Annotated in this window: 23 protein-coding genes, 1 tRNA gene and 1 pseudogene; 9 read left to right on the top strand and 16 right to left on the bottom strand. The window is 67.7% G+C overall.

Going from position 1 to position 24,473, the window contains the following annotated elements; genetic code table 11:
• Positions 1-118: 118 nt before the first annotated feature.
• Positions 119-829 (bottom strand): hypothetical protein, encoded by a 711-nt coding sequence (locus ACQCSU_RS01485; protein WP_426977855.1) that lies wholly within the window; start codon positions 827-829, stop codon positions 119-121.
• Between ACQCSU_RS01485 and ACQCSU_RS01480 the strand changes: the two are divergent.
• A pseudogene (locus ACQCSU_RS01480) lies at positions 801-1,141 on the top strand (IS701 family transposase); the annotation flags it as partial. The gene ACQCSU_RS01485 and the pseudogene ACQCSU_RS01480 sit on opposite strands and share 29 nt — an antisense overlap.
• 171 nt (positions 1,142-1,312) lie before the next feature.
• Here the strand turns inward: ACQCSU_RS01480 and ACQCSU_RS01475 are convergent.
• Genes ACQCSU_RS01475 through ACQCSU_RS01455 form a run of 5 tightly spaced genes read right to left on the bottom strand, consistent with a single transcriptional unit; the run spans position 1,313 to position 5,863 of the window.
• Positions 1,313-2,437 carry an FUSC family protein gene (locus ACQCSU_RS01475; RefSeq protein WP_426977854.1) on the bottom strand — a complete coding sequence of 375 codons (1,125 nt, stop codon included), beginning with the start codon at positions 2,435-2,437 and terminating at the stop codon, positions 1,313-1,315.
• Between the two features lie 31 nt (positions 2,438-2,468).
• Positions 2,469-3,611, bottom strand: a complete 1,143-nt coding sequence (locus ACQCSU_RS01470) for a serine hydrolase domain-containing protein (RefSeq protein WP_426977853.1) — start codon at positions 3,609-3,611, stop codon at positions 2,469-2,471.
• A 3-nt stretch (positions 3,612-3,614) separates the two neighbouring features.
• Entirely contained in the window at positions 3,615-4,724 is a 1,110-nt protein-coding gene (locus ACQCSU_RS01465; protein WP_426977852.1) for a glutathione S-transferase family protein, read from the bottom strand.
• 9 nt (positions 4,725-4,733) lie between these two features.
• The gene (locus ACQCSU_RS01460) at positions 4,734-5,513 is read right to left on the bottom strand and encodes a M50 family metallopeptidase (protein WP_426977851.1); all 780 of its coding nucleotides are present in this window, start codon (positions 5,511-5,513) and stop codon (positions 4,734-4,736) included.
• Complete coding sequence (locus ACQCSU_RS01455) at positions 5,510-5,863, bottom strand: TraR/DksA family transcriptional regulator (RefSeq protein WP_426977850.1); 354 nt, start codon at positions 5,861-5,863, stop codon at positions 5,510-5,512. Before ACQCSU_RS01455 ends, ACQCSU_RS01460 begins: the two co-directional genes overlap by 4 nt.
• Before the next feature lie 181 nt (positions 5,864-6,044).
• On the opposite strand from ACQCSU_RS01455, the gene ACQCSU_RS01450 reads away from it, so the two are divergent.
• Positions 6,045-6,647 (top strand): hemerythrin domain-containing protein, encoded by a 603-nt coding sequence (locus ACQCSU_RS01450; RefSeq protein WP_426977849.1) that lies wholly within the window; start codon positions 6,045-6,047, stop codon positions 6,645-6,647.
• 9 nt (positions 6,648-6,656) lie between these two features.
• Positions 6,657-8,825, top strand: a complete 2,169-nt coding sequence (malQ, locus tag ACQCSU_RS01445; protein WP_426977848.1) for a 4-alpha-glucanotransferase — start codon at positions 6,657-6,659, stop codon at positions 8,823-8,825.
• 63 nt (positions 8,826-8,888) lie between these two features.
• Here malQ and ACQCSU_RS01440 read toward each other — a convergent pair whose 3' ends face one another.
• The gene (locus ACQCSU_RS01440; protein WP_426977847.1) at positions 8,889-10,745 is read right to left on the bottom strand and encodes a hypothetical protein; all 1,857 of its coding nucleotides are present in this window, start codon (positions 10,743-10,745) and stop codon (positions 8,889-8,891) included.
• 329 nt (positions 10,746-11,074) lie between these two features.
• On the opposite strand from ACQCSU_RS01440, the gene ACQCSU_RS01435 reads away from it, so the two are divergent.
• The gene (locus ACQCSU_RS01435; RefSeq protein WP_426977846.1) at positions 11,075-11,536 is read left to right on the top strand and encodes a GatB/YqeY domain-containing protein; all 462 of its coding nucleotides are present in this window, start codon (positions 11,075-11,077) and stop codon (positions 11,534-11,536) included.
• A gap of 202 nt (positions 11,537-11,738) precedes the next feature.
• On the opposite strand, the gene ACQCSU_RS01430 is transcribed toward ACQCSU_RS01435, so the two are convergent.
• The 4 genes from ACQCSU_RS01430 to ACQCSU_RS01415 all read right to left on the bottom strand — a co-directional run bounded on the left by ACQCSU_RS01430 (position 11,739) and on the right by ACQCSU_RS01415 (position 13,773).
• Positions 11,739-12,149, bottom strand: coding sequence for a hypothetical protein (locus ACQCSU_RS01430; RefSeq protein WP_426977845.1), 411 nt, complete (start codon positions 12,147-12,149; stop codon positions 11,739-11,741).
• 92 nt (positions 12,150-12,241) lie between these two features.
• A complete protein-coding gene (locus ACQCSU_RS01425) occupies positions 12,242-12,457 on the bottom strand; it encodes a hypothetical protein (protein WP_426977844.1) in 216 nt (71 codons plus the stop codon).
• A gap of 419 nt (positions 12,458-12,876) precedes the next feature.
• Positions 12,877-13,491: a hypothetical protein gene (locus tag ACQCSU_RS01420; RefSeq protein WP_426977843.1), complete on the bottom strand. Its 615-nt coding sequence runs from the start codon at positions 13,489-13,491 to the stop codon at positions 12,877-12,879.
• 199 nt (positions 13,492-13,690) lie between these two features.
• Positions 13,691-13,773 (bottom strand) — tRNA-Leu (locus ACQCSU_RS01415).
• Positions 13,774-13,926: 153 nt separating this feature from the next.
• Between ACQCSU_RS01415 and ACQCSU_RS01410 the strand changes: the two genes are divergently transcribed.
• Both ACQCSU_RS01410 and ACQCSU_RS01405 read left to right on the top strand, forming a co-directional pair.
• Positions 13,927-15,231 (top strand): M20/M25/M40 family metallo-hydrolase, encoded by a 1,305-nt coding sequence (locus tag ACQCSU_RS01410; RefSeq protein WP_426977842.1) that lies wholly within the window; start codon positions 13,927-13,929, stop codon positions 15,229-15,231.
• A 20-nt stretch (positions 15,232-15,251) separates the two neighbouring features.
• The gene (locus ACQCSU_RS01405) at positions 15,252-16,415 is read left to right on the top strand and encodes an acyl-CoA dehydrogenase family protein (RefSeq protein WP_426977841.1); all 1,164 of its coding nucleotides are present in this window, start codon (positions 15,252-15,254) and stop codon (positions 16,413-16,415) included.
• 4 nt (positions 16,416-16,419) lie between these two features.
• Here ACQCSU_RS01405 and ACQCSU_RS01400 read toward each other — a convergent pair whose 3' ends face one another.
• From ACQCSU_RS01400 to ACQCSU_RS01390, 3 genes are all read right to left on the bottom strand, one after another.
• Positions 16,420-18,087: a DUF222 domain-containing protein gene (locus tag ACQCSU_RS01400; protein WP_426977840.1), complete on the bottom strand. Its 1,668-nt coding sequence runs from the start codon at positions 18,085-18,087 to the stop codon at positions 16,420-16,422.
• A 105-nt stretch (positions 18,088-18,192) separates the two neighbouring features.
• Positions 18,193-18,525, bottom strand: a complete 333-nt coding sequence (locus tag ACQCSU_RS01395) for a hypothetical protein (protein ID WP_426977839.1) — start codon at positions 18,523-18,525, stop codon at positions 18,193-18,195.
• A gap of 1,159 nt (positions 18,526-19,684) precedes the next feature.
• The gene (locus ACQCSU_RS01390) at positions 19,685-19,918 is read right to left on the bottom strand and encodes a DUF5703 family protein (RefSeq protein ID WP_426977838.1); all 234 of its coding nucleotides are present in this window, start codon (positions 19,916-19,918) and stop codon (positions 19,685-19,687) included.
• A gap of 39 nt (positions 19,919-19,957) precedes the next feature.
• Here ACQCSU_RS01390 and ACQCSU_RS01385 point away from each other — a divergent pair, with 39 nt between their 5' ends.
• A complete protein-coding gene (locus ACQCSU_RS01385; RefSeq protein ID WP_426977837.1) occupies positions 19,958-20,224 on the top strand; it encodes a hypothetical protein in 267 nt (88 codons plus the stop codon).
• Positions 20,225-20,268: 44 nt separating this feature from the next.
• Here the strand turns inward: ACQCSU_RS01385 and ACQCSU_RS01380 are convergent, their stop codons facing one another.
• Positions 20,269-21,201, bottom strand: coding sequence for an aldo/keto reductase (locus tag ACQCSU_RS01380; RefSeq protein ID WP_426977836.1), 933 nt, complete (start codon positions 21,199-21,201; stop codon positions 20,269-20,271).
• 52 nt (positions 21,202-21,253) lie between these two features.
• Between ACQCSU_RS01380 and ACQCSU_RS01375 the strand changes: the two genes are divergently transcribed.
• Positions 21,254-22,087: an undecaprenyl-diphosphate phosphatase gene (locus tag ACQCSU_RS01375; RefSeq protein ID WP_426977835.1), complete on the top strand. Its 834-nt coding sequence runs from the start codon at positions 21,254-21,256 to the stop codon at positions 22,085-22,087.
• A 15-nt stretch (positions 22,088-22,102) separates the two neighbouring features.
• Positions 22,103-23,392 carry a cysteine--1-D-myo-inosityl 2-amino-2-deoxy-alpha-D-glucopyranoside ligase gene (mshC, locus tag ACQCSU_RS01370; protein ID WP_426977833.1) on the top strand — a complete coding sequence of 430 codons (1,290 nt, stop codon included), beginning with the start codon at positions 22,103-22,105 and terminating at the stop codon, positions 23,390-23,392.
• 78 nt (positions 23,393-23,470) lie between these two features.
• On the opposite strand, the gene ACQCSU_RS01365 is transcribed toward mshC, so the two are convergent.
• The gene (locus ACQCSU_RS01365) at positions 23,471-24,376 is read right to left on the bottom strand and encodes a PAC2 family protein (RefSeq protein WP_426977831.1); all 906 of its coding nucleotides are present in this window, start codon (positions 24,374-24,376) and stop codon (positions 23,471-23,473) included.
• Positions 24,377-24,473: the final 97 nt, after the last annotated feature.

Genomic DNA, 24,473 nt, shown 5'->3' with positions numbered 1-24,473 from the left:
CACAGGCGCATCTATCCCTGTTGCCTCATTGCAATACCTCCGGGAAGAGTGATTCGTTGCCTCATCTGAAAACCTCCGCCTGGGTGTTTCGTTGCCTCATTGAAAAACCTTCGGGAGTTCAGTTGTTCCAGGCCCTGTTGACAGGTTTGGGTTGTGCCGGTTTCTTCGCCAGGGCCAGTGTTTCCAGCTGGGCGGTGAGCGCCAGGATTCGGCGTGAGAGGGCGCCGGGTTTGAACTGCTTGAAGGCGGAGTTCATCTGGATGACCGGGCGTTTGTGCATCTTCCCGTGCCGGATCGCGCGTTGGTGGGGTGTGGCCGGGTCGTCGTGCTTCTTGCTGACTTTCGCCCCGTGGCGCTGCTTTTCAATGAGTTTCTCCTTGTGGCAGCAAGTAGTTGGTAAGACGCGGTCCAGTTCCCAGATCTCGTTGAGCTTCGCCAGCTCGGTGGTGGTGTCGTAGCGGAGGTAGCCGACGATTGCGGCCGCTGCGGCCAGGGCGAGAACCGTCCAGAACCAGAGGAAGTGCCCGGCGTAGTCGGCCTCAAGGACGCTGGTGTTGCGGGCCTCGGACTGTGCCTTGAGCAGGATTCCGGTGATCAGGGTCACCACGGCACCTGTCATGAGGGCCCCGCGCAGCACCGCTGCGGAGGCGGGCCGCCATCCGGAGCCCAGGCGCGTCAGTCCCGCGCCGGCCAGGCTGGACAGCGGCACGATGACGCCGTCGTGCAGCACGATTGCGGCGGCCAGCCAGGTCAGCAGCCCCACCAGCTGGGCGGGGCCCAGCTGGGTGGGAAGGCCCGACCGCCGGTATTCCTGGGCTCGGACCCGCATCAACGGACCCGCCGAAACCGGGGAACACTGGCTGCTGGCCCGCCGGTCCCCGATGGACCCCGCCGACCTGGCCTACTACATCTGCCCCGGCCCAAACCGGGTCTCGCTGGCCGAGCTGGTCAGATCGCCGGTGCCCGCTGGGCGATTGAGGAAACCTTCCAAACCTCCAAGGGTGAAACCGGACTGGACCACTACCAGGTGCGGCAATACGCCGGCTGGTACCTGCACGTCACCCTCTCCATGTTCGCCCACGCCTCCCTGACCGTCAACCGCTCTAAAAAAGGGGCCCTGCCGCCGGGGACGGGGAACTGATCCGGCTCTCCCTGCCGGAGACCAGGCACCTGCTGGTCCGGCTGATCTGGTACCGGACACTTCACCCGGATCGGATCCTGGGGCATTCGATCTGGCGGCGGAAACATCAGCAGCGTGCACGATACTGTCATTACAAGGCCCGCGGGCACACCCATAAACGCGACTGTAGTATTAGGCCCCCGTGGTCTTCACGATACGAAGCACCCGGTGCAGGCTCAACAGGATTGATTCGACAGCACTGGGCGCGTCAGTGGCCGCTTCCTCCGCACCGATGCGCCGGGTGAGGTCCTTGACGGCGGCGTCGGCCGTCTCGACCAGCTCCAGCTGCCGTTCCGTGCTCTCCTCTTCGATGGAGTGCAGCACGTCACCCACCGCTGACATCGCCTCAGCCAGCTGCGCGAAGTACTCGTCCGGCACAACGAACGGTGTGTCCTCGGCCCAGATGACATCCGACAACACCTGCGTCACGTCCTGCACATGGAACGTCACCCGTTCCAGATCCCGCAGGTTGCGGTAGTCCAGCTCCATGTCCCGCGGATGGAGCCGCCGCCGAGGATTCGCCCGGCGGCTGGCGTCCGCCTTTTCCACGGCCAGGCGCACGGAGCGGGCCGAGGCTGCGAGCGCATCTGAGCGGCGTGACCAGTCCTCGTGCTCGGGCGGCCAGTTCTCATTCAGGGCCTTGCTCATGTCCCAGAGCTGCCGGGCGAGAGCCAGCCGCAGCTCCGCGATGCTGAGGGCCGCGGCTTTGAAGTGCAGCGGCGGGAACACCAGGAGATTGACCAGGATGCCTACCGTGACGCCGGTTCCCATCTGGACCAGGTAGCCAAAGGAGAATTCGTCCGGGTTGTGGCCGCCGACCAGCAGGACCAGGAGCGCCGCCGTCGGAATCCAGTCGCTGCCGGAGCCGATTCGGGGCAGCCCCGCGAGGATGACACCCAGCCCCATGACGATGGCGACCGTCACCGGGGTCGGTTCCCCGAGGCTGAAGAGCATGAAGGCCAGGCCGATCCCTAACGCCAGACCCACCAGCGTCTGCACGCCCTGGCGCAGGGAGCCGGAAACATTCTCGTACATCGCCACCAACGCGCCGAGCGGCGCGTAGTAGGGGTAATCGGCAGCGGAACCGGGCATAAAGGGGGCAATGAAAAAGGCAAGGCCCGCGGCGAGCGCCGCCTTCAGGGCCAGCTGCAGCCGGGGCCAGAGAGGCGCCGAAACCACGCCGCCGCTGACGCTCCGCCAGAGCCTTCGGAACGGCGGGGGGTGTCTGGTGTCTGTCGCCTCTGGTGTCGTACGCATCCCGGCTCACCCTAGGCGGGGGGCATTGCTGCTACAAATGGAGGAACTTTCCGCCGGCAGCGTGGGCGGCCTTCCGGACGGCGGCGGAAAGTCGCTGCGCGCGCCCGTTGGTGCGGCCCTCTTCGCTCCGGCGGGGAACGTATCCGAAGCCGAGCCCGTAGGCCGGGTCCGCGAAGCCAAGCGCGGCGCTGGCCCCCTCGTGGCCGAAGGCGCGGTGGCTGCCGAAGTCGCGGCCCGGCTGCGGTTTCATGAACACGATGGCGAAGGCGTTGTCCTGGCCGGAGGCCCGGTCCAGCCCCCACACCTGTTCCTCGGACATGGTCCCTACGGTCCGCGGTGTCAGGAACGGCGCGCCGCTGTCGAGTCCCGTTGTGGCGGCGGCATAGAGCCGGGCGAGGCCGTCGGCGGACCCCACGCCGCCGGCACTGCTCATCCCGGCGGCCCGGATGGCGCGGTGGTTGGGGAGCTCCATGATGGTGCTGACCGGTGCGTTGCTGTTCAGACCGGCCATGCTGAGCGGGTCAAGCCACGAGCGGTCCGGGTCTGCCGCATACAGGACGTCCCGGTAACGCGGTTCCTGGTCCTCGGGCAGTCCGAGGAAGAAGTCGATCCCGAACGGCCGGCGGATGCGTGCCTCGTACAGCTCCTGCAGGGTGGTGCCGGCCACCCTGCGGCACAGCTCCTCCATCAGGATCCCCATGGTCAGCGCGTGGTAGCCGAACGCGGTACCCGGGCGCCAGAGCGGCACCGCGGCGGCGAGCCTGGCTGCTGCGGCCGCAGTGGTGAACTCGTCCAGGGCGAACCCGCCGACGACGCCGGGCACGCCGGCCTGGTGCGAGAGTGCCTGCCGGACGCTGAGCCGGTCCTTGCCCTGGGCACCGAATTCCGGCCAGTAGGAGGACATGGTCCGGTCCAGGTCCAGTGTCCCGTCCTGCACGAGCAGGGCGATCACGAAGGCTGCCACCCCCTTTGAGCAGGAGAACGTGCCGGTGATGTCACCGGGGGCCAGCTGCGGACCGCCGCTGAGCTCGAGCACCTTCGCGCCGTCGCGGTACACCGCCAGCTGGGCGCTGTAGTCCGGATCCTCGGCCAGGAAGGTGTCGAACAGCGCACGGACGGCAGAGAATTCCGCTGTGGCGAACCCGGTGGACAGCGATGTCGTTGAGGGCCGCACCGTTCAGGCCGCCCCGTGCCCCGGGATGACTTCTTCGCCCGCCCGGACGGGTCCGGGCGGCGTACCGTCGCCGAAGGGCCGGCCGCCGAGCGCTTCGCGGCCGTGGTCGGTGAGCCAGTTGCCCAGCGCGGGTCCCTTCGGGACAATCCCGGTGGGGTTGATGTCCTCATGGACGATGTAGTAGTGCTGCTTGATCTGCACGAAGTCCGTCGTGTCGCCGAAACCGGGCGTCTGGAACAGGTCCCTCGCGTAGGCCCAGAGCACCGGCATTTCGCTGAGTTTCTGCCGGTTGCACTTGAAATGGCCGTGGTAGACGGCGTCGAAGCGGGCCAGGGTGGTGAAGAGGCGGACGTCGGCCTCGGTGATGGTGTCGCCCACGAGGTACCGCCGGCCGGCGAGCCGCTCCTCCAGCCAGTCCAGGGCTGTCCACAGCCTGTCGTAGGCGGCGTCGTACGCCTCTTGGGAGCCGGCGAAGCCACAGCGGTACACGCCGTTGTTGATCTCGGTGAAGACGCGCTTGTTGACCGCGTCGATCTCTTCCCGCAGGTGCTCGGGGTACAGTTCCGGGGCGCCGGGGCGATGGTACGCGGTCCACTCGGTGGAAAAGTCCAGCGTGATCTGGGGAAAGTTGTTGGTGACCACCTGCCCGCTGGGGACATCCACCATGGCCGGCACCGTGATGCCGCGTGGATAGTCCGGGAACCGGCGGAAGTAGGCGTCCTGGATCCTTTCGATTCCCAGCACGGGGTCCTTGCCGCCGGGGTCCAGGTCGAAGGTCCAGGAGCGTGCATCGTGGGTGGGGCCGGGCTGCCCGAGCGAGATCACGTCCTCCAGGCCCAGCAGCCGCCGCACGATTACCGTCCGGTTGGCCCAGGGGCAGGCACGGGCCGCGATCAGCCGGTACCGCCCCGGTTCCACGGGCCAGCCGGGTTGGCCGTTGCTGCCCGGGGTGCCGTCCCGCGTGATCCGGTCCTCGATGTAGTTGGTGTCCCTGCTGAACTCGGCTCCGCCGGTGACATAGGCGCCCCGGGTGCTGAATCCGGCGTCATCCGTGTGGGCGGTGCCGCCGTGGTCCGCACTGGAGGGGCTCTTGCTCGTGGATGTCTGGCTCATGGACCCAGCCTATGACGGGGAATCGCTGTGACCCAGCAGGGCGGTCACTACCCGCGCCATCGGCTGCCAGGCAAACCACCAGGCGCCCGCCACCACGGCGGCGAAGAGCACAATCCACACGACTGCGGGGATGGAGGTGGCCCGGAACAGCAGGTACGCATCCGACGTCGGCAGCCTGTCCCGGCGTCGCAGATGAACGTTCGCCAGCTTTCCGAGGTCCCGGACGGCGGCAACCAGCAGGGCGAGGCCGAGCACGATCATGACGTGGCCGTTGAATTCCGGCGGCACGAACAACACGAGGAGCGCGGCGGCCAGCACCGCAGCCGTCGTGATCAGCAGGCCCGCCCCGTTGCGGATGAACACCAACGATGCCAGCAGCAGCAGGGTCCCCACCGACATCGCCGCGGGACCCCAGCCGTTGAAACCGCACCAGACCATGGCGGCCCCGACGACGGCCGGCACCGGATAGCCCCAAAACGTGGACCAGACAGTGGGCAGGCGGCCCCGGCTGTACGTGGTGGTGGTGCCGGAGTGGTCCAGGCGCAACCGGATACCGCCGAGCCGCTGGCCCGTCATGAGGGCCGCGAAGGCGTGGCCGAGTTCGTGGGTCACGGTGGCCAGCAGGCCGAAGTATCGCCAGGTGGCGCTTGGCAGGGACAGGGCGACGGCCAGGAGCATCACGACGGCGAGCTCGGTGCCGGTGACGTGGGGAAGCTGCGACTGGCTGAAGCCGGAGACGATCCGGTCCCACCAGGTCCCGGCAGGGTTGTCCCCGACGGGGTTCGTCATGCCCTTCCCGAGGTGTGACGGATGCAGTACGGAGTCCAGGGCCTCGCCTCAAGGCGCCCTTCCGCGATCTCGTCGCCGCAGACCTCGCAGAGGCCGTAGGTGCCTTCATCGATGCGGGCCAGGGCTGCGTCTATCTGGGCCAGCCCGGCCTTGCTTTGCTCCAGCAATGCCGAGGCCTGGGACAGCTCGAACGCGATCGTCGTCCCCTCCGGATCGTGTTCATCGTCCACGTTAGAGTCCTGCCGGGCGGCGTTCACCGAGGTGATGTCCCGCTGGAGCGCGGGAAGGAGGGCTATTTTCCGGCGGCGCTCCTCCTGGAGGAGCATCCGGAACCGTTCGACGTCGACCATAGGCTGCAAGGCTAGCGCGGAACGAATCCCCGCGTCGAAAAGCGGGAGCCGGCAACGAGGGGTCAGTAGACGGGCCAAAAGGCCCGTTCGCCGCGGACAGCCCGGCCCTACAGTGGGAAAAGAAAAGAGCAGGAAATCGCGGGCTGACCCCTGTACCGGGTCACGTTAGGAGGGCAGCTTCATGGATGAGTCGGTGCCACGTGACACCGGGCCACGGAACCCCGGGACGCTGAACTCCGGGCCTCGGAACCCCGGGACGCTGAACACTGCCGCCAAAGACACCGGCGAGGAAGCCGGCGCCCTTGAGGCCGTGGAGCAGCATCATGGCAGCATGCTCAAGCGGCTCAATGCCCTCGTCTTCACGCTCACTCACGCCGTCAAGGCGGGGGATGCGGTGGCCGAGCACGATGCCCATGAAGTGCTGGTGGAATGGTGCGAAACCGAACTGGTCCCGCATTCGCTCGCCGAAGAAGGCGCCCTCTACGGAGGTGCCGGGGATGCACCCGAGGGCAAACTGCTCGTGGAAGGAATGCTGGCCGAGCATCAGGTGCTCGCGGGGCTGGCCGAGGACCTGCGCGGGGCCAGTGGGGTCGATGCCGCGGTGGCCGCCGGTGCCATCCGGCAGATCTTCGCCGTGCACGTGGACAAAGCGAACCGTCTCCTCCTGCCGCTCATCGTGGCGTCCCCCGGGCTCTCGCTTGCGCAGGCCGTGGGGGGCCTTTCCGAACTGGTCGGCGACGCCCACGTGCGTCGATCACGCGCCGGCCGCGGGGGCACCGTCTAGAGTGGCCCCATGGCGGACGGTACGCACCACGACAACACTCACATCGAAGGCGGGCTGCTGCGGGAGCTCGCGGCGGCGCACGGAGTAGGGACAACGTTCCGGGGCTGGGACGGCGTCGAACGTTCAGTACCGGACAGCACCCTGCAGGCCGTCCTGGCAGCGCTGGGCGTCCCGGCCCACGGAGCCGAGGAAATGCAGCGGGCGCTGCACGACGCCCGGCTGGCGCCGTGGCGGCGCGTCCTGCCGGCCGCCGTCGTCGTGCGCGAAGGGCAGGAGACCCACGTCGACGTCCATGTTCCGCACGGAAGCGACGTCAGCGTCTGGATTGAGGCCGAGGACGGTGGCCGGCAGGAGGCTGCCCAGCGGGACAACTGGGACGCGCCCGTCGACGTCGACGGCGTCCTGACGGGACGCGCGACGTTCGCCGTGCCGGATCACCTTCCCCTTGGGTGGCACACCCTGCTGGCCGACTCCGAAGGCACCGTGGTCCAGTGCCCGCTCGTGGTCACCCCGCGCAGGCTCCGCACTACCGAGGCGCTCGCGGGCCGACGGAACTGGGGACTGACCGCGCAACTCTATTCCGTCCGGTCCTCCCGGTCCTGGGGGATCGGCGATTTCGCCGATCTGGCCGACCTTGCGGCAATTTCCGGGCAGCAGGGCGCAGGTTTTGTGCTGGTCAACCCGTTGCACGCCGCGGAGCCGCGGCCGCCGGTGGAAGACTCTCCGTACTTGCCCGCCACCAGGCGTTTCTTCAACCCGCTGTACCTCCGGGTGGAGGAGATTCCCGAATACGGCTACCTGGAGCCCGCCGGCCGGGCCGAGGTCCAGCGGCTGGCCGAAGAACAGCACCCCGCAAACAGCTCCGCCGGGCTGCTGGACCGCAACTCCAGCTACGCCGCAAAACTTGCTGCCCTTGAACTGGTCTTCCGGGTCCAGCCCGGCCCCGCCGGCGCCCGCGCGTTCGAGGATTTCTGCACCGCGGAGGGGCAAGGACTCGATGACTTCGCGCTATGGTGCGCACTGGCCGAGAAGCTACGCCCGGAGTCTCCGGAGTGGACCGCGGCCGCCTCAGCACCGGACACCCCCTACTGCAAGGAGCAGCGGATTCTGCTCGCCGACCGGATCGCATTCCACCGCTGGATGCAGTGGTGCTGCGACCGGCAGCTGGAAGCGGCGCAGCGTTCGGCCACGCAGTCGGGTATGGAAATCGGCGTCATTCACGATCTTGCGGTGGGGGTGAAACGAGGCGGTGCCGACGCCTGGTCCCTCGCCGGAGTGCTGGCCCGGGACGTCACGGTCGGCGCGCCACCGGACATGTTCAATCAGCAGGGCCAGGACTGGACCCAGCCGGCATGGCACCCGGTCCGGCTCGCGGAATCAGGTTATGCCGCCTACCGCGACATGCTCAGGACCGTGCTGCGCCATGCCGGCGGGATCCGGGTGGACCACATCCTGGGCCTGTTCCGACTGTGGTGGATCCCGGCGGGGGCAGGGCCGGAGCAGGGGACTTACGTCTACTACGACCATGAGGCCCTCATCGGCATCCTGGCCCTGGAGGCTCAGCGGGCCGGGGCGATCGTGATCGGCGAGGACCTGGGCGTGTTCGAACCCAGGGTCCGGGACTATCTGGCCGAGCGGGGGATCTTCGGAACGTCGATCCTCTGGTTTGAGCACGACGCGGACGGGCCGATCCCGCCGGAAAAGTACCGCCAGCAGTGCCTGACCAGCGTGAATACCCACGATCTGCCGCCGACGGCGGGCTACCTGGCCGGCGAACACGTCAACCTCCGCGAGTCTTTGGGGTTGCTGCAGCGTCCGGTCGACGAGGAACGCGCCGAGGCCGCCGCCGAGCAGGAGGCCGTGCTGGCCCTCGTCCGGGAGCGCGGGCTGTTGCCGGCTGACGGACCCACAGGCGTCCGGCAGGACATACAGGCGACGGTCGAGGCCCTGTACGCGTTCACCGCGCTGGCGCCGTCGTCGCTGCTGGGGGTGGCCCTCGTGGATGCGGTCGGCGAAACCCGGACGCAGAACCAGCCCGGGACCAGCACGCAATATCCAAACTGGCGCATACCACTGGCCGGTCCCCACGGCCCTGTCATCCTCGACGGGCTGCCGGACGATCCGGGGTTCCGTTCCCTGATCAGGACTGTCCGCACGGCATTGCAGCCAGGTACCTGACTTGGCCGATCCACGGCCTGGGACGGACCCCCGTCGCCAGACATCGGTGTGCTGCCCGTGCACCTACCTCAGGAAGTACCCTGCGATGTCCGCGATGAGCTGGGAGCTGCCCGAGGAGCGGTTGAACAGCGACACCCGGCCGTCGGAGCCTACCGGGACAGCGACCAGGTTCGGAATGGTCTGGCCGGTGTTGAAGTTCAGGTTGGACGCATTGGGACGCGCCGTACCGGAAGCAAACGCGGTGACGAAACCGAAGGACTTGGGCGAGGTGACGGTCAGGTTGAAGACGACGGCGGACACGTTGGCGGGGATGCCGTTGGCTCCGGAGACCCGGAAGGAAACGGCGGAGTCCGCGCCGACGGCGGAGCCGGTCCTGGTGTCCAGTGCCCGGGTGGGTCCGATGGCTTTGAAGGCACCCGATGCGGTCGGTGTGCCGGGGAGGTAGTAGCCGGCGACGTCGGCGATGAGCTGGGTTGTCCCGGCGGAGCGGTTGAACACGGTGACCTTCCCGTCGGCCCCGACCGGGACCGTGACCAGGTTAGGCACGTTTTGGCCGGTGTTGAAGTTCAGGTTGGACGCGTTGGGCCGCGCCGTGCCTGAGGCGTAGGCGGTGACGAATCCGAAGGACTTCGGCTCGGTCACGGTGAGGTTGAAGACCACCGCTGCCACCGAGGCGGGGATCCCGTTGACGCCCGCGACCTGGAAGGACAACGGCGTGTCGGAGGCCACGGCTGAGGCATTCCTGGTGTCCAGGATCCGGGAGGGCGCGAGCGACTTGAAGGCGCCCGGGGTGGCCGGGGTGCCCGGGGCGTAGTAGCCGGTGACGTCCGCTATCAGGTGGGAACTGCCGGAGGAGCGGTTGAAGAGCGTGACCTTCCCGTCGGCCCCCACCGGGACCGTGACCAGGTTCGGCACGGTCTGGCCGGCGTTGAAGTTCAGGTTGGACGCGTTCGGGCGGGGGGAACCGGAGGCATAGGCGGTGGCGAAGCCTGCGGCCTTGGGCGAGGTGACCGTCAGGTTGAACACGACAGATGCCACCTTGGCCGGGATTCCGTTGACTCCCGCGACCTGGAAGGACACGGCGGAATCCGCACCGACCGGGGACCCGGTCCGGGTGTCAAGCAGCCGGGTGGGCGTGATCGGAGCAAACGTACCGGGAAGGCCGGCTCCGTTTGCCGAAGCCTTGATGATCACGTCGTCGATGTAGACGTCCCCCGCTTGCCTCCGGTGTTCGGCGCCCAACTGCACTGCGGACAGCGTGTCGACGTCGATCTTGACCTGGTTGCTGGACAAGACCGACTTGTTATCAAACGAGATCTCCACCGTTGTGGACGCGCCGTTGGCTATGGCATGCATTGTCAGGTGATGCCAGGTCCCGAGCGCGACGCTCCCCGCCAGGGTCGTGTAACCGAATTGTCCGGCGACGGTGGGCGACGTAACCCGAAGCACCAGGTCGCCGTTGTCGTTGCTCCGGAAGACATCCAGGATCCTGGTGCTGCCCTTGAAAAACCGGAAATAGGGAACGTCGTTTCCGGAGACTCCGGCACGGGTGACGTCAAACCAACCGTCGGCGTAGACCTCGTTGCTCGCTGCCGGCAGGGAGGCGGAGAAATTGGCGAGGGAGCTCGGGTCCGTCGTCACATGCAGGTGGGCGGAACACCGGCCCGAGTGCGCGGCTGTCGAGACGACCGTCGCTGTTCCGGTGCCCCCGGTCGTGGGGGCATTGAAGCCGGCACCGGTGATGCTTCCCGACTCGAAGTTGGTCGCCACCACTGTTGTGCCCGGATAGTTGTTGGACGGTGCCGGTGCGGCGGGATCGCAGCTGACAGCGGCTTGGGCCGGCGCGACACCGATTGCGAGACCCGCCAGCAGAACGAGATTCAGTGCCGCGATTCTTCGGGCCCATTGCAGCCGAACCATTGATCTGCCCCCGCTCTGACTTGAGACGCTCCATCAACGCTTGCCGGGGCCCGCCATGACGGGGTTGTTCCCGCAGCGGCACAATGAGAGGACCACAAGTGCGGCCACTCGTGCCGCCATAGCCGCATCACGGTACCGTAGCCCCTGGCGGCTTGGGAAAACCTTGCCACGGGCATCAGCTGCCGCCGGGACTACCCACAAACTCACCTCCAAGGGGGCTGATGCCCGGTTCACAGTTATGAAAGAGTAAACGGGAAGGGCGCCCGCCGCTGCCGAACCCAACACCAGCCGTGGGTACCCGGCGGGTACCCAACGAAACGAGGAACACCATGACGCTGAAAGAGCGCCTGAAGCAAGACGTTGTCGGCCACATGAAGGCCGGCAATAAGACCGCACTGACGACTGTCCGCAACGTCCTGGGCGAGATCAGCACGCGCGAGAAGTCCGGCAAGACGCCCGTCGAGCTGGACGACGCCCAGGTGACGTCGCTGTTGCAGAAAGAAGCGGCCAAACGCCGCGACACCGCCCGCATCTACAACGAAGCCGGCGAGGCCGAGCGCGCCGCTGCGGAGGTCACCGAGGCAGAGATCATCGAGGCGTACCTTCCGAAGGCACTGACCCGTGACGAGGTCGAGGCCATCGTCGACGACGCGGTCGCCGCGCTCAGGGCCGACGGCCAGGAGCTCTCCATGCGTTCCATCGGCGCCGTGATGAAGCCGGTCACGGTGAAGGTGGCGGGACGCTTCGACGGCAAGACCGTCAGCGAGATCGTCCGCGCCCGCCTGGCGTAGCGGGCGACGAAGGGGACCCGCCCTGAGCACAGTGTTGGGACGGGCCTCGTCATGCTGGATGACGGTGTTGATGAGGACCCGTCGTATTTCAGATTATTCATCCAGACAAACGGCAGAGCCCGGGCCGGGAAAATCTCCTGAACCAGCAACACCGAGCCCCGAAGGCGTTCACCGTTCCGGGCTTCGTTGCCCATGGAGCGGTTCAGCAGTGCAGGGCCTCCACAGTTTTGGATGCAACCTGGATACTCATCCATCCGCGGCGGCCGGCGTCCGCGGTCCGACTGTCGAGATCCACACCCTTGTTCTGCAAGATGGCGACCAGGGTCGCGTCGACGATGTCCTCGCGCAGCCCGCTCTGCCAGGCGTTCCGGATGTTCGGCATGACCGGCACCCGTGAATGGACGGTGATGAAGTGCCCGCCGATAAACGCCAGGGCAATGCACGCCACGCCGACGAGGACGAGCTTCAGCAGGTCCTCCCGGCCGGTTGCCACGATGGAGGACGGCAATGCAATCAGGGTGCCCATCAGGACGAGCCGCAGCAGAAGGATTTCACGGGCGCTACCCGAGGCGCGGCGCCGGCGCATGGTCCCGGCCAGGTGCTTGTCCCGCACGGCCTGTGCCTTCAGCCGCCACTGCCGCTGGGAGCCGAGGTGCAGCTTGACCAGGGCGCGGGCGGCGGCCAGCTCCTCAGGGTGGGCTTTCCTCAGCCCGTCACGAGCGGATCGGTCTTGTCGGCCCAGGAGCTTGTCAGCCGGCGGCTGATGGCTGCGGCCATGTCATCCAGTCCCAGGCGGGCCGCCGCCTCGGCTGCTTCTTCGACGCGGACGACGGGCGCTGGCACTTCTTGATACGGGGTGTAGCTTTCAGTGCGTGATCCGTACCGCGGCGAGCCGTCGGCAAGGCGGTATTCGTTGCTCATGTTTCCCCCAAATTGGTGGCAAAGAGTGCTGATCGTACGGTTGTCGCACCCTGGGCGGAGCCGTCAACGTCGGCCGGTCCGGAACTCATTGTGCGGCATGGCGGGCCGGAAGACGCTGATCGCCCGGTTTCGTTACGCCCTGCTCCGGAGCCGAAGGTGGTGCGGAGTTCCTGGGCCACGGACGCCGGCGTAGCGGGTGTGGTTCCGGCCGTGGGGCCTACACCCAGTCCGATGAGATCTCCGTGGTGGCTCCGGACCTGTCCGGACCCAACAGCCAGCCGTGGCTCGGCGGGCAGGTGCAGTAGCTCATCTCGACGACACGCGCCCTGGCCACCGCGAGGTTCAACACTCTCCGCCCTGAGATCGACGCCGTCGCCTCTTTCGACGGCCGCGCCCATCACCTGGACGGCGCAGAGGGGTCAGGAAGTGTGGCGCGGCTCGTCGCTCGCGAGTTCCGTCACCCATTCAGGTGTGGGCTTGCCGAGGCGGCGGTCGGTAACAATGCGAAGCTGGGCCGCGGCGATCTGCATGGCCCGCTCGTCCTCGTCGACGTCGGGGGCCCCGGCAGGCTCGTTCCAAACAAGCTCCCCTTGGGCCGATTCAGCAGAGCTGTGCGAGGGCTCTTCGTCCTGGCGCTGCTGTGCGACGAGTTTTTGCTCAGCGCCGGCGAGGGGCTTCTTCCACGCAGCTTCCAGGACGGCCAGCTCACCGAATCCTGCCAGGGGGCTTTCCCCAAGTACGCCGAGGACTTTCAGCCCGACGGTACCCCGCTTTTTGTCCCCGGACAGGATGGCGTCCAGTGCCCATTGGGTCCGCTTCCACCACTCGGAGCGGTTGTCAGCCTCGGACTTTTGGGTCAGGGCGCGTGCGTCGGCGGCAGTCCGCTGCCGCAGCGTGTTCCAGCCGATGAGCGCGGCGAGGGCGGCACCCAGGAGGACCGCCAGTGGGCCCAAGGCAGCAAGAAGCTGCCACCACTCAGCGGGCCCTGTATGCACGAAGACATCGATGGGGCTCGGAGTAGGGGTCGGGTTCACGGGACCAGCTTAGGCCGCGGTCCGGACGGATTGCGGTGCTCCATTCAGTGCGGCGTGTTCCCGGTGCCCGGGCGATCCCGGCGGCGATCTTCCTCAACTCCAGGGCGGCACTGGGTGGAATCCGGGGTGGAACTGGGCCTCGCGTGGGGGAGACACGAAAAAGCCCTGAAATCCTTGGATTCCAGGGCTTTTCCTGTTGTGCGCGGAGGGGGACTTGAACCCCCACCCCCTTTCGAGGACTAGCACCTCAAGCTAGCGCGTCTGCCATTCCGCCACCCGCGCAGGTGGTAATTCGGAGGCGATTTCCGCCTTTCGGCGTTTCGCTTTTCTCCGAAGCAGCGAGAAAGACTCTAGCATGAAGTTTCCGGAAACAAATAATCGGGGCTTGTGGGTAGGCTGAAGCCAGCAATCAGCCCCCGCCACAAGGAGTGCCCCATGACTGAAATCCGGCCCGAGGACGAAGTTGTCAGGATCTGCCAGGAACTGATCCGGATCGACACCTCCAACTACGGCGACGGGTCAGGACCGGGGGAACGTGCGGCCGCCGAATACACGGCGGGACTTATGACTGAGGTCGGGCTGGACGCCGAGATCTTCGAGTCTGCTCCCGGCCGGGCCAGTGTGGTCACCAGGCTGGCAGGGGAGGACCCGTCCGCCAGCGCCCTCGTGGTCCACGGGCACCTGGACGTAGTTCCCGCGCTCCGTGACCAGTGGTCCGTTGACCCCTTCGGTGCGGAACTCAAGGATGGGCTGATCTGGGGCCGCGGCGCCGTCGACATGAAGGACATGGACGCCATGATCCTGTCGGTGCTGCGCAACTTCGCCCGCACCGGCCGCAAACCCAAGCGGGACCTCATCTTCGCGTTCTTCGCCGATGAGGAAGCCGGCGGCAAATACGGTGCCGGCTACGCCGTCGACAAACGCCCGGAGCTTTTTGAGGGCGCCACCGAGGCGATCTCCGAAGTGGGCGGCTTCTCCGCCACCATCGGCGGCCAGCGCACCTACCTGCTGCAGACCGCCGAAAAGGGCCTGTCTTGGCTTCGTCTCGTGGCCCACGGCCGCGCCGGCCATGGCTCCCAGATCAACACGGACAACGCCGTGACGCGGCTCGCCGGTGCCGTCTCGCGGATCGGTGAATACAAGTGGCCCGTGGAACTGACGCCCACCACCCGGCAGTTCCTGGACGGCGTGACGGAACTCACGGGGGTTGAGTTCGATCCCGATGATCCGGACAAGATCCTTAAGGAGCTCGGCACCGTCGCCCGCTTCGTCGGCGCGACGCTGCAGAACACCACCAACCCGACACTCCTGAAGGGCGGCTACAAGCACAACGTGATCCCCGAGTCGGCCGAGGCCCTTGTGGACTGCCGGACGCTGCCCGGCCAGGAACAGCAGGTCCTGGAGATCGTCCGCGAATTGGCGGGCACCGGCGTGGAGGTGAGCTATGTCCACAACGACGTCTCCCTGGAGGTCCCCTTCGCCGGGAACCTCGTCGATTCGATGATCGATGCCCTGCACTCCGAGGACCCTGGCGCCAAGGTCCTGCCGTACACGCTCTCCGGGGGCACGGACAACAAAGCGCTGAGCCGGCTCGGCATCACCGGCTACGGCTTCGCCCCGCTCCAGCTGCCGGACGAGCTGGACTTCACCGGAATGTTCCACGGCGTCGACGAACGAGTCCCGGCCGAGTCGCTGAAATTCGGCGCGCGGGTGCTGGACACCCTGCTCACCAACTACTGAGCCTGAAACGACGGCACACCATGACCCCCGAAGACGTCCTACCCGATGCCCTGCTGGAGCGGATCCGCGGCCGCGCCGCCGGCTACGACCGCGACAATGCGTTCTGCCAGGAGGACCTCGAGGAGCTCGCCGCCGCGGGGTACTTGAAGATCTTCGTTCCAGCCTCCGACGGCGGCCTGGGACTGGGGCTCGCGGCGGCGGCGCAGCTCCAGCGGCGGCTCGCGACGGCGGCCCCGGCCACGGCGCTGGCGATCAACATGCACCTGGTCTGGACCGGCGTCGCCCACGTCCTGGCCACCCGGGGTGACTCCTCGCTGGATTTCGTCCTGAAGGAAGCGGCGCAGGGGGAACTGTTCGCCTTCGGGAACTCGGAAGCCGGCAATGACTCGGTGCTCTTCGACTCCCGCACCGACGCCGTGCCGCAGCCGGACGGCGGCTACTCCTTCACCGGCCGCAAGATCTTCACGAGCCTTTCGCCGGTGTGGACCCGGCTCGGGATCTTCGGAAAGGACACGGGCGCCCGGGACGGCGAAGGGGAGCTGGTGCACGGCTTCATCACGCGGGACACCCCCGGCTACCGTATCCTGGACGACTGGGACACCCTGGGCATGCGGGCCAGCCAGTCGAACACCACGGTGCTGGACGGCGCCGTCGTGCCGGCGGAGCGGATCTTCCGGAAGCTGCCGGTGGGCCCGAACGCCGATCCGCTGATTTTCGCGATCTTCGCCTGCTTCGAGACGTTGCTCGCCGCCATGTACACCGGCATCGGCGAACGCGCGCTGCTGCTCGGCGTCGAGGCGGTCAAGCGCCGCACCTCGTTCAAGAACGGCGGGCGCAGTTACGCCCAGGACCCGGACATCCGCTGGAAGGTGGCCGAGGCGGCGATGGCCATGGACGCGCTGTACCCTCAGCTGTCTCGGGTCACTACGGACGTGGATGAACTCGCGGAGCACGGCAGCCAGTGGTTCCCGCAGCTGGTGGGACTGAAGGTACGGGCGACGGAGACGGCACGCGCCGTGGTGGACCTGGCCATCCGGGTATCGGGCGGCTCAAGCTACTTCCGCGGTTCGGAGCTGGAGCGGCTGTACCGCGACGTCCTGGCGGGCATGTTCCACCCGTCCGACGACGAATCGGCGCACAACACGGTGGCGAACGCCTGGCTGGGCCCGCTGGAAACGCCGTAGCTAGCTACGCGCTGCCTGAAGCCGTGAGGAACAGGAGGCATTCCGGGAAGGGGTCGTCGAAGGGCGCTGGCCAGCCTGGATCGTCTGGGTCTGCGGCGGGGAATGGGTGCCAGGCTGTGAATGAGTCCCAAGCCGTGAATTGGTGCCAGTCCGGGAAGGGGTCCGGGGGCAGTCCCGGTTCGGGATCCCGGCCGGGGTCCGGGCCTGTGTCCGTGGTCAGGGTGTGGTGTGGCCAGTGGGGTGGTTCCCAGTCCTGGTGTTCGCTGGGGTAGTGCCGGCCTGAGGGTGAGGTCCACCCTGGTGGGTTGTCTTTGCTGGCTTCGGTTGGTGTCCAGGCGGAGCTGTGTTTGAGGCGGTGGTGTCTGGGGCAGGGCTGGCCGAGGTTGGAGATGCCGGTGTTGCCTCCGTCGGCCCAGGCCAGGAGGTGGTCTGCTTCGTTGTCCAGGGAGTGGTTGCTGCAGCCGGGGAAGGGGCACTTGCCGTCGCGGAGCCGGAGCCATTGACGCTGGGCCTTCGTGACGCGGTAGCTGGTCCGTCCGATTTCCAGGGGTGCGCCGTCGCGGGGGTCGGTCAGGACGCGGTGGAAGGAGTCGGCGCCGTCGGCGATCAGGCGGCGGGCCATCGACGGCGGGATCGGCCCGTACCCGTCGAGGGTGGCGGGTTCGTCGGTGGCGCCCAGGAGGGACAGGACCGGGACGGTGATCAGGACCTGCGCCCGCGGGGACGGGACACCCCCGGCCACGCCCCCGGCCACACCCGCGCCCGTGCCGGTTCCGCCGCCGGCCGTTCCGCCGCTGGTGGTGCCGGTGCCGGTGGTGTGGCTGGTGAGGAGCCAGGTGGCGGTGATGTCGGCGCGGAGCTGGGCCAGCGGCCGGGCCTCGGCCGGGCCCTGGAGGGCGCGGGCGGCGGCGGTGGTCCGTTCCCAGATCCCTGCGGCGGTAGCTGCCGGGAGGTAGGCGGAGAGCCAGGCCATGCCGTCCCGGTCCGGGATGTATTCGACGCGCCGGTCCTCGGCGCTTTTGGTGTGGCGTTTTTCGATGCTGACCAGGTGGTGGCGTTCCCGCCAGGCGCGTGCTTTGGCGCGGAACCGGGACGGGACGAGGTCCCCGGCCCGGCACCCGCGGGCGGGGTTGGAGGCGCCGGGGTCCAGGAAGTGCGCTTCCAGCGCGGCCGCTCCGGCGGGATCCAGGCTGCTGGTTTCGTCGACGATGATCCGGGCGTGCTGCCAGGAGATCGTCCCGGCCTGAAGGGCCGTCAGGGTCAGCGGCAGCGCCGTCGTCAGGGCCTGGCATTCGGACAGGAGGGCTCCGGCGGTCCGTTCGCTGACGGTCAGGACACAGGCGACCTCGGCGACCAGGGCCATCTCCTGGGCGGTGCGTTCCTGCGGGGACGCCGCCGGTGAGGCCAGGGCCCTGGCTGCCTGCACGTATTCGGCGGCCAGCCTCACCTTCAGCGCGGCGGTCCGGGCTTCCAGCCGGGCCACCTCGGCGAGACCGTCCAGGCAGGCATCCGCCAGATTCCGCAGCGGATCGGCGTTTCGCAGCGGATCGGCCCCGGGCGGATCAGTGCGGTCCGCGCCGGCGCCGGTGAAGGCAGCAAGCACAGCAGCGGACGCGGCGACGGCCGCCAGGGCCTCCCTGCTTTCCGCACTCCAGGCTGTTCTGCTATCCATACCGAAAGCATCTCAGGAGGCACCGACATTTTCGGGCGGCGCCGGCGGCAGCTGGTCGTCGCCGTCGGCTCGTGCTAGTGGTCATGTTCGTTTATTCGTCGGGGTTCAGGTCCAGGCGGTGGGGTCGGCGAGATACAGGCCGCAGGCGGTGTCGAGGGCTTGCTCGGCAGTGCAGGCCAGGTCCCCGGCGGGCAGCCAGGAGTCCTCGTAGTCGTCGTGGCTGGCACGGTAGATGGCGAAGCCCCACTGGTTGGCGTAGCCGGCGTAGCGCAGCCGGCACAGCTGCTGGATTTCTCCGCAGGGCAGGACGGCGTCGACGTAGGCGAAGCCGGCCCGGTAGCGGGTGTTGATCCGTTCGATCTGCGGCCAGCGGCCCCTGGCGCGGTCGGTCAAGCGCTGGTGCAGGGAGTTTTTCGTCGAGTCGGGGATCTTGGCCATGGGTCCATTTTGCCCGCTGGTTTCCAGGCAGGCGGCGTGTCGCTTTCGACGCCGGGCCCTGGCGGGTGGACAACGGTTCCATGGTTCTCTCTTCTCCGTTCCAGATTGTCCTGTCCGCCACTGAGGAAGCGGCACTGAGGGCCGTGCGGGTTCCGCCCGGACCGAGTAACGGGACTTGATCCGGGGCACGGATCGTGCTGGCAGCCGCCGCCGGCGGCTCCAACGCGTCCATCGACCCCTAGAACTCGCCGTCCAGCGGGAGATTCGGGGCTAATGCGGGGGCAGTGACGTTTATCCTGGTCAGCAGGCGGGTCCCCTGAGAGCGTAGGCTTCAATGCCGAAGAGCGTGGCTGGTTGGCGGCGGTTTCGTCGTGGTCGGTGAGCATGCGGCGGGCTTTGGGGCGGCGGCCGGTGGAGAGCAGCACGGTCTCCTGAATGGACACCAGCGACGAGAGCAGTTCCCGGACGCTCAGGTGGAGTCCGGCTTGGCGGCGCATCAGGTGCGCTATGGCCAGGGCGAGGACGCAGTAGAAGGCGTGGACGCGGAGCTTCGGTTCGGACCAGTGGAATCGGCGAGAAGGAGACGGTTTTGGTGTCCTTGAGCTGGCGGTGAGCCGGTCACGACCTCGGGCTGGGGGCGGTAGGCGGCCACGACCTCGGCGACCGGCCAGTCCTGGTGGTCCGTGACCAAGATGCGTTTGCCGAGAAGTTCGGCCTCCAACTCCTGCCGGGCCTGATCGTCCATGGTCCAGGCCAGGCGGAATTCGGCAGGGGTGTTCCCGGCCAGGGGTCGTGGTGATGGCCCGGCTGTCCCGGTGGGGCGGAGGATTTTGTCGACCGCGGTCTGGACCTGGTCCCTGCCGCGGGCCAGGGTCGCGGCCAGTTCGGTCAGTTGGCGGGTGGCTTTGGCCAGGTCTGGTCGAACCCTGCTGATTGTTTGGCGTGCAGGTTCGGTGAACCCGTCAGTACGGCGCGCCGGTTAGCGCCGAGCGCGTCGACCGCTCTCAGGCCGGGGTGGTCCGAGGGCGGCAGGGATCCGACGAAGTGCAGGCCTTTCTCGGCCAGGTGTTCGAAGAAGCAGGTGTGCGGCACCGCGGTCGACGGCGCTGCGGTCTCGCCTTGTGCGGGCTGCGCAGTGCGGGCGCCCGACCCCTGAGTATCACACGGTCCGCTGGACCTGGATGACCTTACGGCGGAGCCAGAAGCGCCGTCCGCCGCCCAGATAGAGGATGCTGCGCTCCAGTTCCCACTTGCCGTACTCGGAATGCTCCACGAGGCGGCGGCGGGCCTCGGACAGGGAATCCTCAGGACTGACGGTCAGTACGAGGTACTCGTACTGCTTCAGGTAGTCCCGCTCCCGCCGGACCGAACTGCTCAGAAAATGTTCCTTCATTGCTCTCCATTTTCGTCCTTTTCCGGCTAACGTGAAGTCATGAGCATCGATCCGCGTGTCGCGCTGCAGTCCCTGACCGCCGCCCTGGAAGAACACCTGGCCGCCGCTTCGGCGCGCCGGGGCGACGGGGACCCCGCGGTCGAGGCGGCGTTTTTTGCCGTTGCTGACGCCTTTGAAGTCTACGACGATTCACTCTATGAAGCGTATGGCGAAGTTACTCCACTTGAGGTGATCGACGACGACGGCGAAGAGGACGATGAGGAAGACGTCGACGACGAGGAAGACCTCGAGATCCTCGCGGACTGACCCGGCTGACGAGGACTGACCCCGGCCGGATCGGCAGTGTCTGCTCAGGCCGGGCTGGACACGTCCTCCAGCGCCTGCGCAATCTCCGGCGGCAGCGGTGCCAGCGTCGCATCCAGCAGTTCCTTGAGCTGCACGGGGGTCCGTGCGCCCACGATGGCGGCGGCAACTCCGTGCTGTGACAGCAGCCAGCCGAGGGAGACATCCAGGGCCGTCCGGCCGAGTCCTTTCGCCGCCATCGCCACGGCTTCCACCACGCTGGAGGCGGCACTCTCGAGGTACGGTTCGACGTAGCTGGCCAGCCGCGAGTGCGCCGCCCGCGAATCCGCCGGGATGTGCCCGCGGTACTTTCCGGTCAGCACCCCGCGGCCTACCGGCCCCCACGCCAACAGACCGAGTCCCGCGTCCTCGATTGCCGGAATCAGCTCGGCCTCCGGGGTACGGTGCACCAGTGAGTACTCGGACTGGTTTGCGATGAGCGGGAAGCCCGCCACCGCGGCTGCCTTTGCCGTCTGCCAGCCATTGAAGTTGGAGACGCCTGCGTACCGGGCCCGGCCGGAGCGGAGGGCAAACTCAAGCGCGGACAGGGTTTCCTCAAGCGGGACGTTGGGATCCCAGGCCTGGGCAAACCAGATGTCCACGTAGTCGGTGCCGAGCCTGGCAAGGCTCGCGTCCAGACCGGAGAGCATCGCATTCCGGGAGGTGTCAACGCTGCGCCGCTCGTCCGACGAAAGTCCTGCCTTCGTGGAAATGACCACTTCTGACCGGGCCACCACATCGCCCAGCATGCCGCCCAGCATGGCCTCGGCCTGGCCGCCGGCGTAGGAGGCGGCCGTGTCGATCAGGGTGCCGCCCGCGTCCACGAACGTGCGGAGCAGCCCGGAGGCATCCTGCTCATCGGTCTCCCGGGCCCAGGACATAGTGCCAAGGGAGAGGGCGGACACGCGCAACCCACTGTTGCCGACATAACGCTGCTGCATGTCAGCAAGCTTACGGGGATTCGGAAAGGTTCATGACGTAGGGTCTATAAACGTGAACTGGTTTGAAGCGGCCCTGCTGGGCCTTGTGCAAGGCCTGACAGAATTCCTCCCGATTTCTTCCAGCGCCCACCTGCGGATTGTCGGCTCCTTCCTGCCACATGCGGCCGATCCCGGCGCGGCGTTCACCGCCATCACCCAGCTGGGCACGGAAACCGCCGTGATCGTGTACTTCTGGCGCGACATCGTGCGGATCGTGAAAGCCTGGTTCGGATCGCTCCGCGGCGAGGTCTCGCGGCAGGACCCGGACGCACGGATGGGCTGGCTGGTGATCCTCGGCAGCCTGCCGATCATCTTCCTCGGCCTGCTGTTCCAGGACCAGATCGAGTCCGTGCTCCGCAGCCTCTGGATCGTTGCCACCACCTTGATCGTCTTCGGCCTGTTCCTGGCCGTAGCGGACGCCGTCGGGCGCCAGGACCGCGACCTCACGCAGCTCACCTATAAACACGGCCTCTACTATGGGCTCGCGCAGGCCATGGCGCTGATCCCGGGTGTCTCCCGCTCCGGCGGAACCATCACCGCCGGCCTGCTGATGGGCTACACCCGGGAGGCCGCGGCCCGCTACTCCTTCCTGCTGGCCATCCCCGCCGTGTTCGGCAGCGGGCTGTACCAGCTCTACAAGGTGCTCTCCAAGGAGGGCATCACGGGACCTTACGGCCTCCCGGAAACCGCCCTCGCCACCGTCATCGCCCTGGTGGTCGGCTACGTCATCATCGGCTGGTTCCTGAAGTATGTCTCGACCCGGAGCTACCGCGTGTTCGTCTGGTACCGGATCTTCCTGGGCATGGCGCTATATCTGCTGCTCGGTTTCAATGTCATCAGCGCCTAGCACTAGGCTTGGTCTGTGAAATCCTGGACCTCCCGCCCTGTTCCCCAGCTCCCGGGCAGCATGCCTGCCCTGCGCCTTTTCGACACCGCCAAGGGCGGCATGGCCACCTTGGCGGCCACCGGCGAACAGTCGATGTACGTCTGCGGGATCACCCCGTATGACGCCACCCATATGGGCCACGCCGCCAGCTACGTGGCCTTTGACCTGCTCAACCGCGCCTGGCGCGACGGCGGGCAGGAGGTCTCCTACGTCCAGAACGTGACCGACGTCGACGACCCGCTGCTGGAGCGTGCGACGGCGACTGGCGTGGACTGGCGCGAGCTGGCCGCGAGCCAGATCGAACTCTTCCAGACAGACATGGCAGCCCTCAACGTGCTCGCTCCGGACCACTACGTGGGCGCCGTCGAAGCGATTCCGATGATTGTTCCCGCGATCGAACGGCTCGTGGAGCGGGGCCTGGCGTACCGCGTGGCCGGCGGCGGCGGCGGCGACGGCGAGCCCGACGGTGACGTCTACTACGACGTCGAAGCCGCCGGCAAGCACGCCCCGGAAACCCAAGACGCCTGGACGCTGGGTGCCATCTCCGGCCTGTCAGACGCCCAGATGCTTGAGCTCTTCGCCGAGCGCGGCGGCGATCCCGGCCGTGCCGGCAAGCGCCAGGCACTGGACCCGCTGCTCTGGCGGGTTGCCCGCCCGGGCGAACCGCGCTGGCCCGGCGGCGCGCTGGGGGAGGGGCGTCCCGGCTGGCACATCGAATGCACCGTCATCGCCCAGAAGTACCTGCCCGCGCCGTTCACCGTGCAGGGCGGCGGCTCGGACCTGATCTTCCCCCATCATGAGATGGGTGCCGGCCACGCCTATTCCCTGGCGGGGGTGCCGCTGGCACGGCACTTCGCCCATGCCGGCATGGTGGGCCTCGACGGCGAAAAGATGAGCAAGTCCAAGGGAAACCTCGTGCTGGTCTCCCGGCTCCGCGCCGACGGAGAGGACCCGGCCGCGATCCGCCTGGCCATCCTGGCGCACCACTACCGCACGGACTGGTCCTGGACCGGCGCCGGCTTCGCTGCGGCCAAGGACCGTCTCCGCGCCTGGCGTGAGGCCCTTGCCGTGGCCCCCGCGGGCTCGGCGGCCGCGCTCGTGGCCCGCATGCGCGCCGAACTGTCCAACGACCTCGATGCCCCCGGCGCACTCGACGCCGTGGACGAATGGGCCCGGACTGCCCTCAACGGCGGCGGTACCGGCGCGGCCGGAGACGCTGCCTTGGTCAGCGACGCCGTCAACGCGCTCCTCGGCGTCGAACTCTGACCGCCTGAGCCGCGGGCCGTCTGAGCCGCCGGGCCGGCTGAATCTCCGGGCCGGCTCCGGCTGCCTGCCGGGCTCCGCTTAGGGCTTGTCCTTGCCGCGGCGCTTGAGGTAGCGCTCGAACTCCCGCGCGATCGACTCGCCGCTCGCCTCAGGGAGGTCGGCGGTATCCTTCGCTTCCTCCAGCTGGCGGACGTAGGCCGCAATCTCAGGGTCCTCGGTGGCGAGCTCGTCGACGCCGCGCTCCCACGCGTCCGACTCCTCGACGAGCTCCGTGGTGTCCAGCGGAACCTGCAACAGCTCCTCAATCCGGTGCAGCAGGGCCAGCTGGGCCTTGGGCGAAGGCGCCTGGGCCACGTAGTGCGGCACGGCGGCCCAGAGGGAGACCGTGGGCAACCCGGCCAGCAGCGCCACCTCGGCCAGCACCCCGACGATCCCTACCGGCCCCTCGTACTGCGAGGCCTCCAGGTCCATCCGTTCGCGCAGGGCGCCGTCGTCCGTGGACGCGCTCACCGGGATCGGCCGGCTGTGGGGCACGTCAGCGAGCAGGGCACCCACCAGGATCACGTAGTCCACATGGAGCGCCTCCGCATGGACCAGCAGTTCGGCGGTGTAGGCACGCCATTTGTAGGACGGCTCCGTGCCCTGGACGAAGATGACGTCCACCTTGGAGTCCGGAACGCTGGCCTTGAAGATCCGGGTGGACGGCCACTTGATCTTCCGGTCGCCAGAGGAGGTCCGGCGGATGGTCGGCCGGGTGAACTGGAAGTCGTAATACTCATCGGCGTCGATCGAACCGACCTTCTTGCCGCCCCACAACTTGTTCAGATACCGCAGGGCATCGCTTGCAGCCTCGCCGGCATCGTTCCAGCCTTCGAAGGCGGCAAGCATCACCGTGATGCGCTGGCCCTCGGGCACCGGCTGCAGAAGCCGCTCCGGCTCCGGCACGCCGCCCGCTTCCGTGGTGTCTCCCTCGAAGCTATTCATTTCCTCACCCTACGTCCAAGGACCCGGCACACGCATGGAATGAAGCGCCGGAAATCTTGCTCCGGCGGGTGAAACCCGCTCCGGAGCGGGCCACGCG

Origin of the sequence: Pseudarthrobacter sp. O4 (genome assembly GCF_050157025.1) — a bacterium.
GTDB lineage: Bacteria > Actinomycetota > Actinomycetes > Actinomycetales > Micrococcaceae > Arthrobacter.
This window is presented reverse-complemented; position numbering and strand designations above follow the sequence as displayed.

Excerpts from the sequence above, each read along its gene's own strand:
- ACQCSU_RS01485 (WP_426977855.1), bottom strand. The coding sequence starts at position 829 with ATGCGGGTCCGAGCCCAGGAATACCGGCGGTCGGGCCTTCCCACCCAG.
- ACQCSU_RS01475 (WP_426977854.1), bottom strand. The coding sequence starts at position 2,437 with ATGCGTACGACACCAGAGGCGACAGACACCAGACACCCCCCGCCGTTC.
- ACQCSU_RS01465 (WP_426977852.1), bottom strand. The coding sequence starts at position 4,724 with ATGAGCCAGACATCCACGAGCAAGAGCCCCTCCAGTGCGGACCACGGC.
- ACQCSU_RS01460 (WP_426977851.1), bottom strand. The coding sequence starts at position 5,513 with ATGACGAACCCCGTCGGGGACAACCCTGCCGGGACCTGGTGGGACCGG.
- ACQCSU_RS01455 (WP_426977850.1), bottom strand. The coding sequence starts at position 5,863 with ATGGTCGACGTCGAACGGTTCCGGATGCTCCTCCAGGAGGAGCGCCGC.
- ACQCSU_RS01450 (WP_426977849.1), top strand. The coding sequence starts at position 6,045 with ATGGATGAGTCGGTGCCACGTGACACCGGGCCACGGAACCCCGGGACG.
- malQ (WP_426977848.1), top strand. The coding sequence starts at position 6,657 with ATGGCGGACGGTACGCACCACGACAACACTCACATCGAAGGCGGGCTG.
- ACQCSU_RS01440 (WP_426977847.1), bottom strand. The coding sequence starts at position 10,745 with ATGGTTCGGCTGCAATGGGCCCGAAGAATCGCGGCACTGAATCTCGTT.
- ACQCSU_RS01435 (WP_426977846.1), top strand. The coding sequence starts at position 11,075 with ATGACGCTGAAAGAGCGCCTGAAGCAAGACGTTGTCGGCCACATGAAG.
- ACQCSU_RS01425 (WP_426977844.1), bottom strand. The coding sequence starts at position 12,457 with ATGAGCAACGAATACCGCCTTGCCGACGGCTCGCCGCGGTACGGATCA.
- ACQCSU_RS01410 (WP_426977842.1), top strand. The coding sequence starts at position 13,927 with ATGACTGAAATCCGGCCCGAGGACGAAGTTGTCAGGATCTGCCAGGAA.
- ACQCSU_RS01405 (WP_426977841.1), top strand. The coding sequence starts at position 15,252 with ATGACCCCCGAAGACGTCCTACCCGATGCCCTGCTGGAGCGGATCCGC.
- ACQCSU_RS01400 (WP_426977840.1), bottom strand. The coding sequence starts at position 18,087 with ATGGATAGCAGAACAGCCTGGAGTGCGGAAAGCAGGGAGGCCCTGGCG.
- ACQCSU_RS01395 (WP_426977839.1), bottom strand. The coding sequence starts at position 18,525 with ATGGCCAAGATCCCCGACTCGACGAAAAACTCCCTGCACCAGCGCTTG.
- ACQCSU_RS01390 (WP_426977838.1), bottom strand. The coding sequence starts at position 19,918 with ATGAAGGAACATTTTCTGAGCAGTTCGGTCCGGCGGGAGCGGGACTAC.
- ACQCSU_RS01385 (WP_426977837.1), top strand. The coding sequence starts at position 19,958 with ATGAGCATCGATCCGCGTGTCGCGCTGCAGTCCCTGACCGCCGCCCTG.
- ACQCSU_RS01380 (WP_426977836.1), bottom strand. The coding sequence starts at position 21,201 with ATGCAGCAGCGTTATGTCGGCAACAGTGGGTTGCGCGTGTCCGCCCTC.
- ACQCSU_RS01365 (WP_426977831.1), bottom strand. The coding sequence starts at position 24,376 with ATGAATAGCTTCGAGGGAGACACCACGGAAGCGGGCGGCGTGCCGGAG.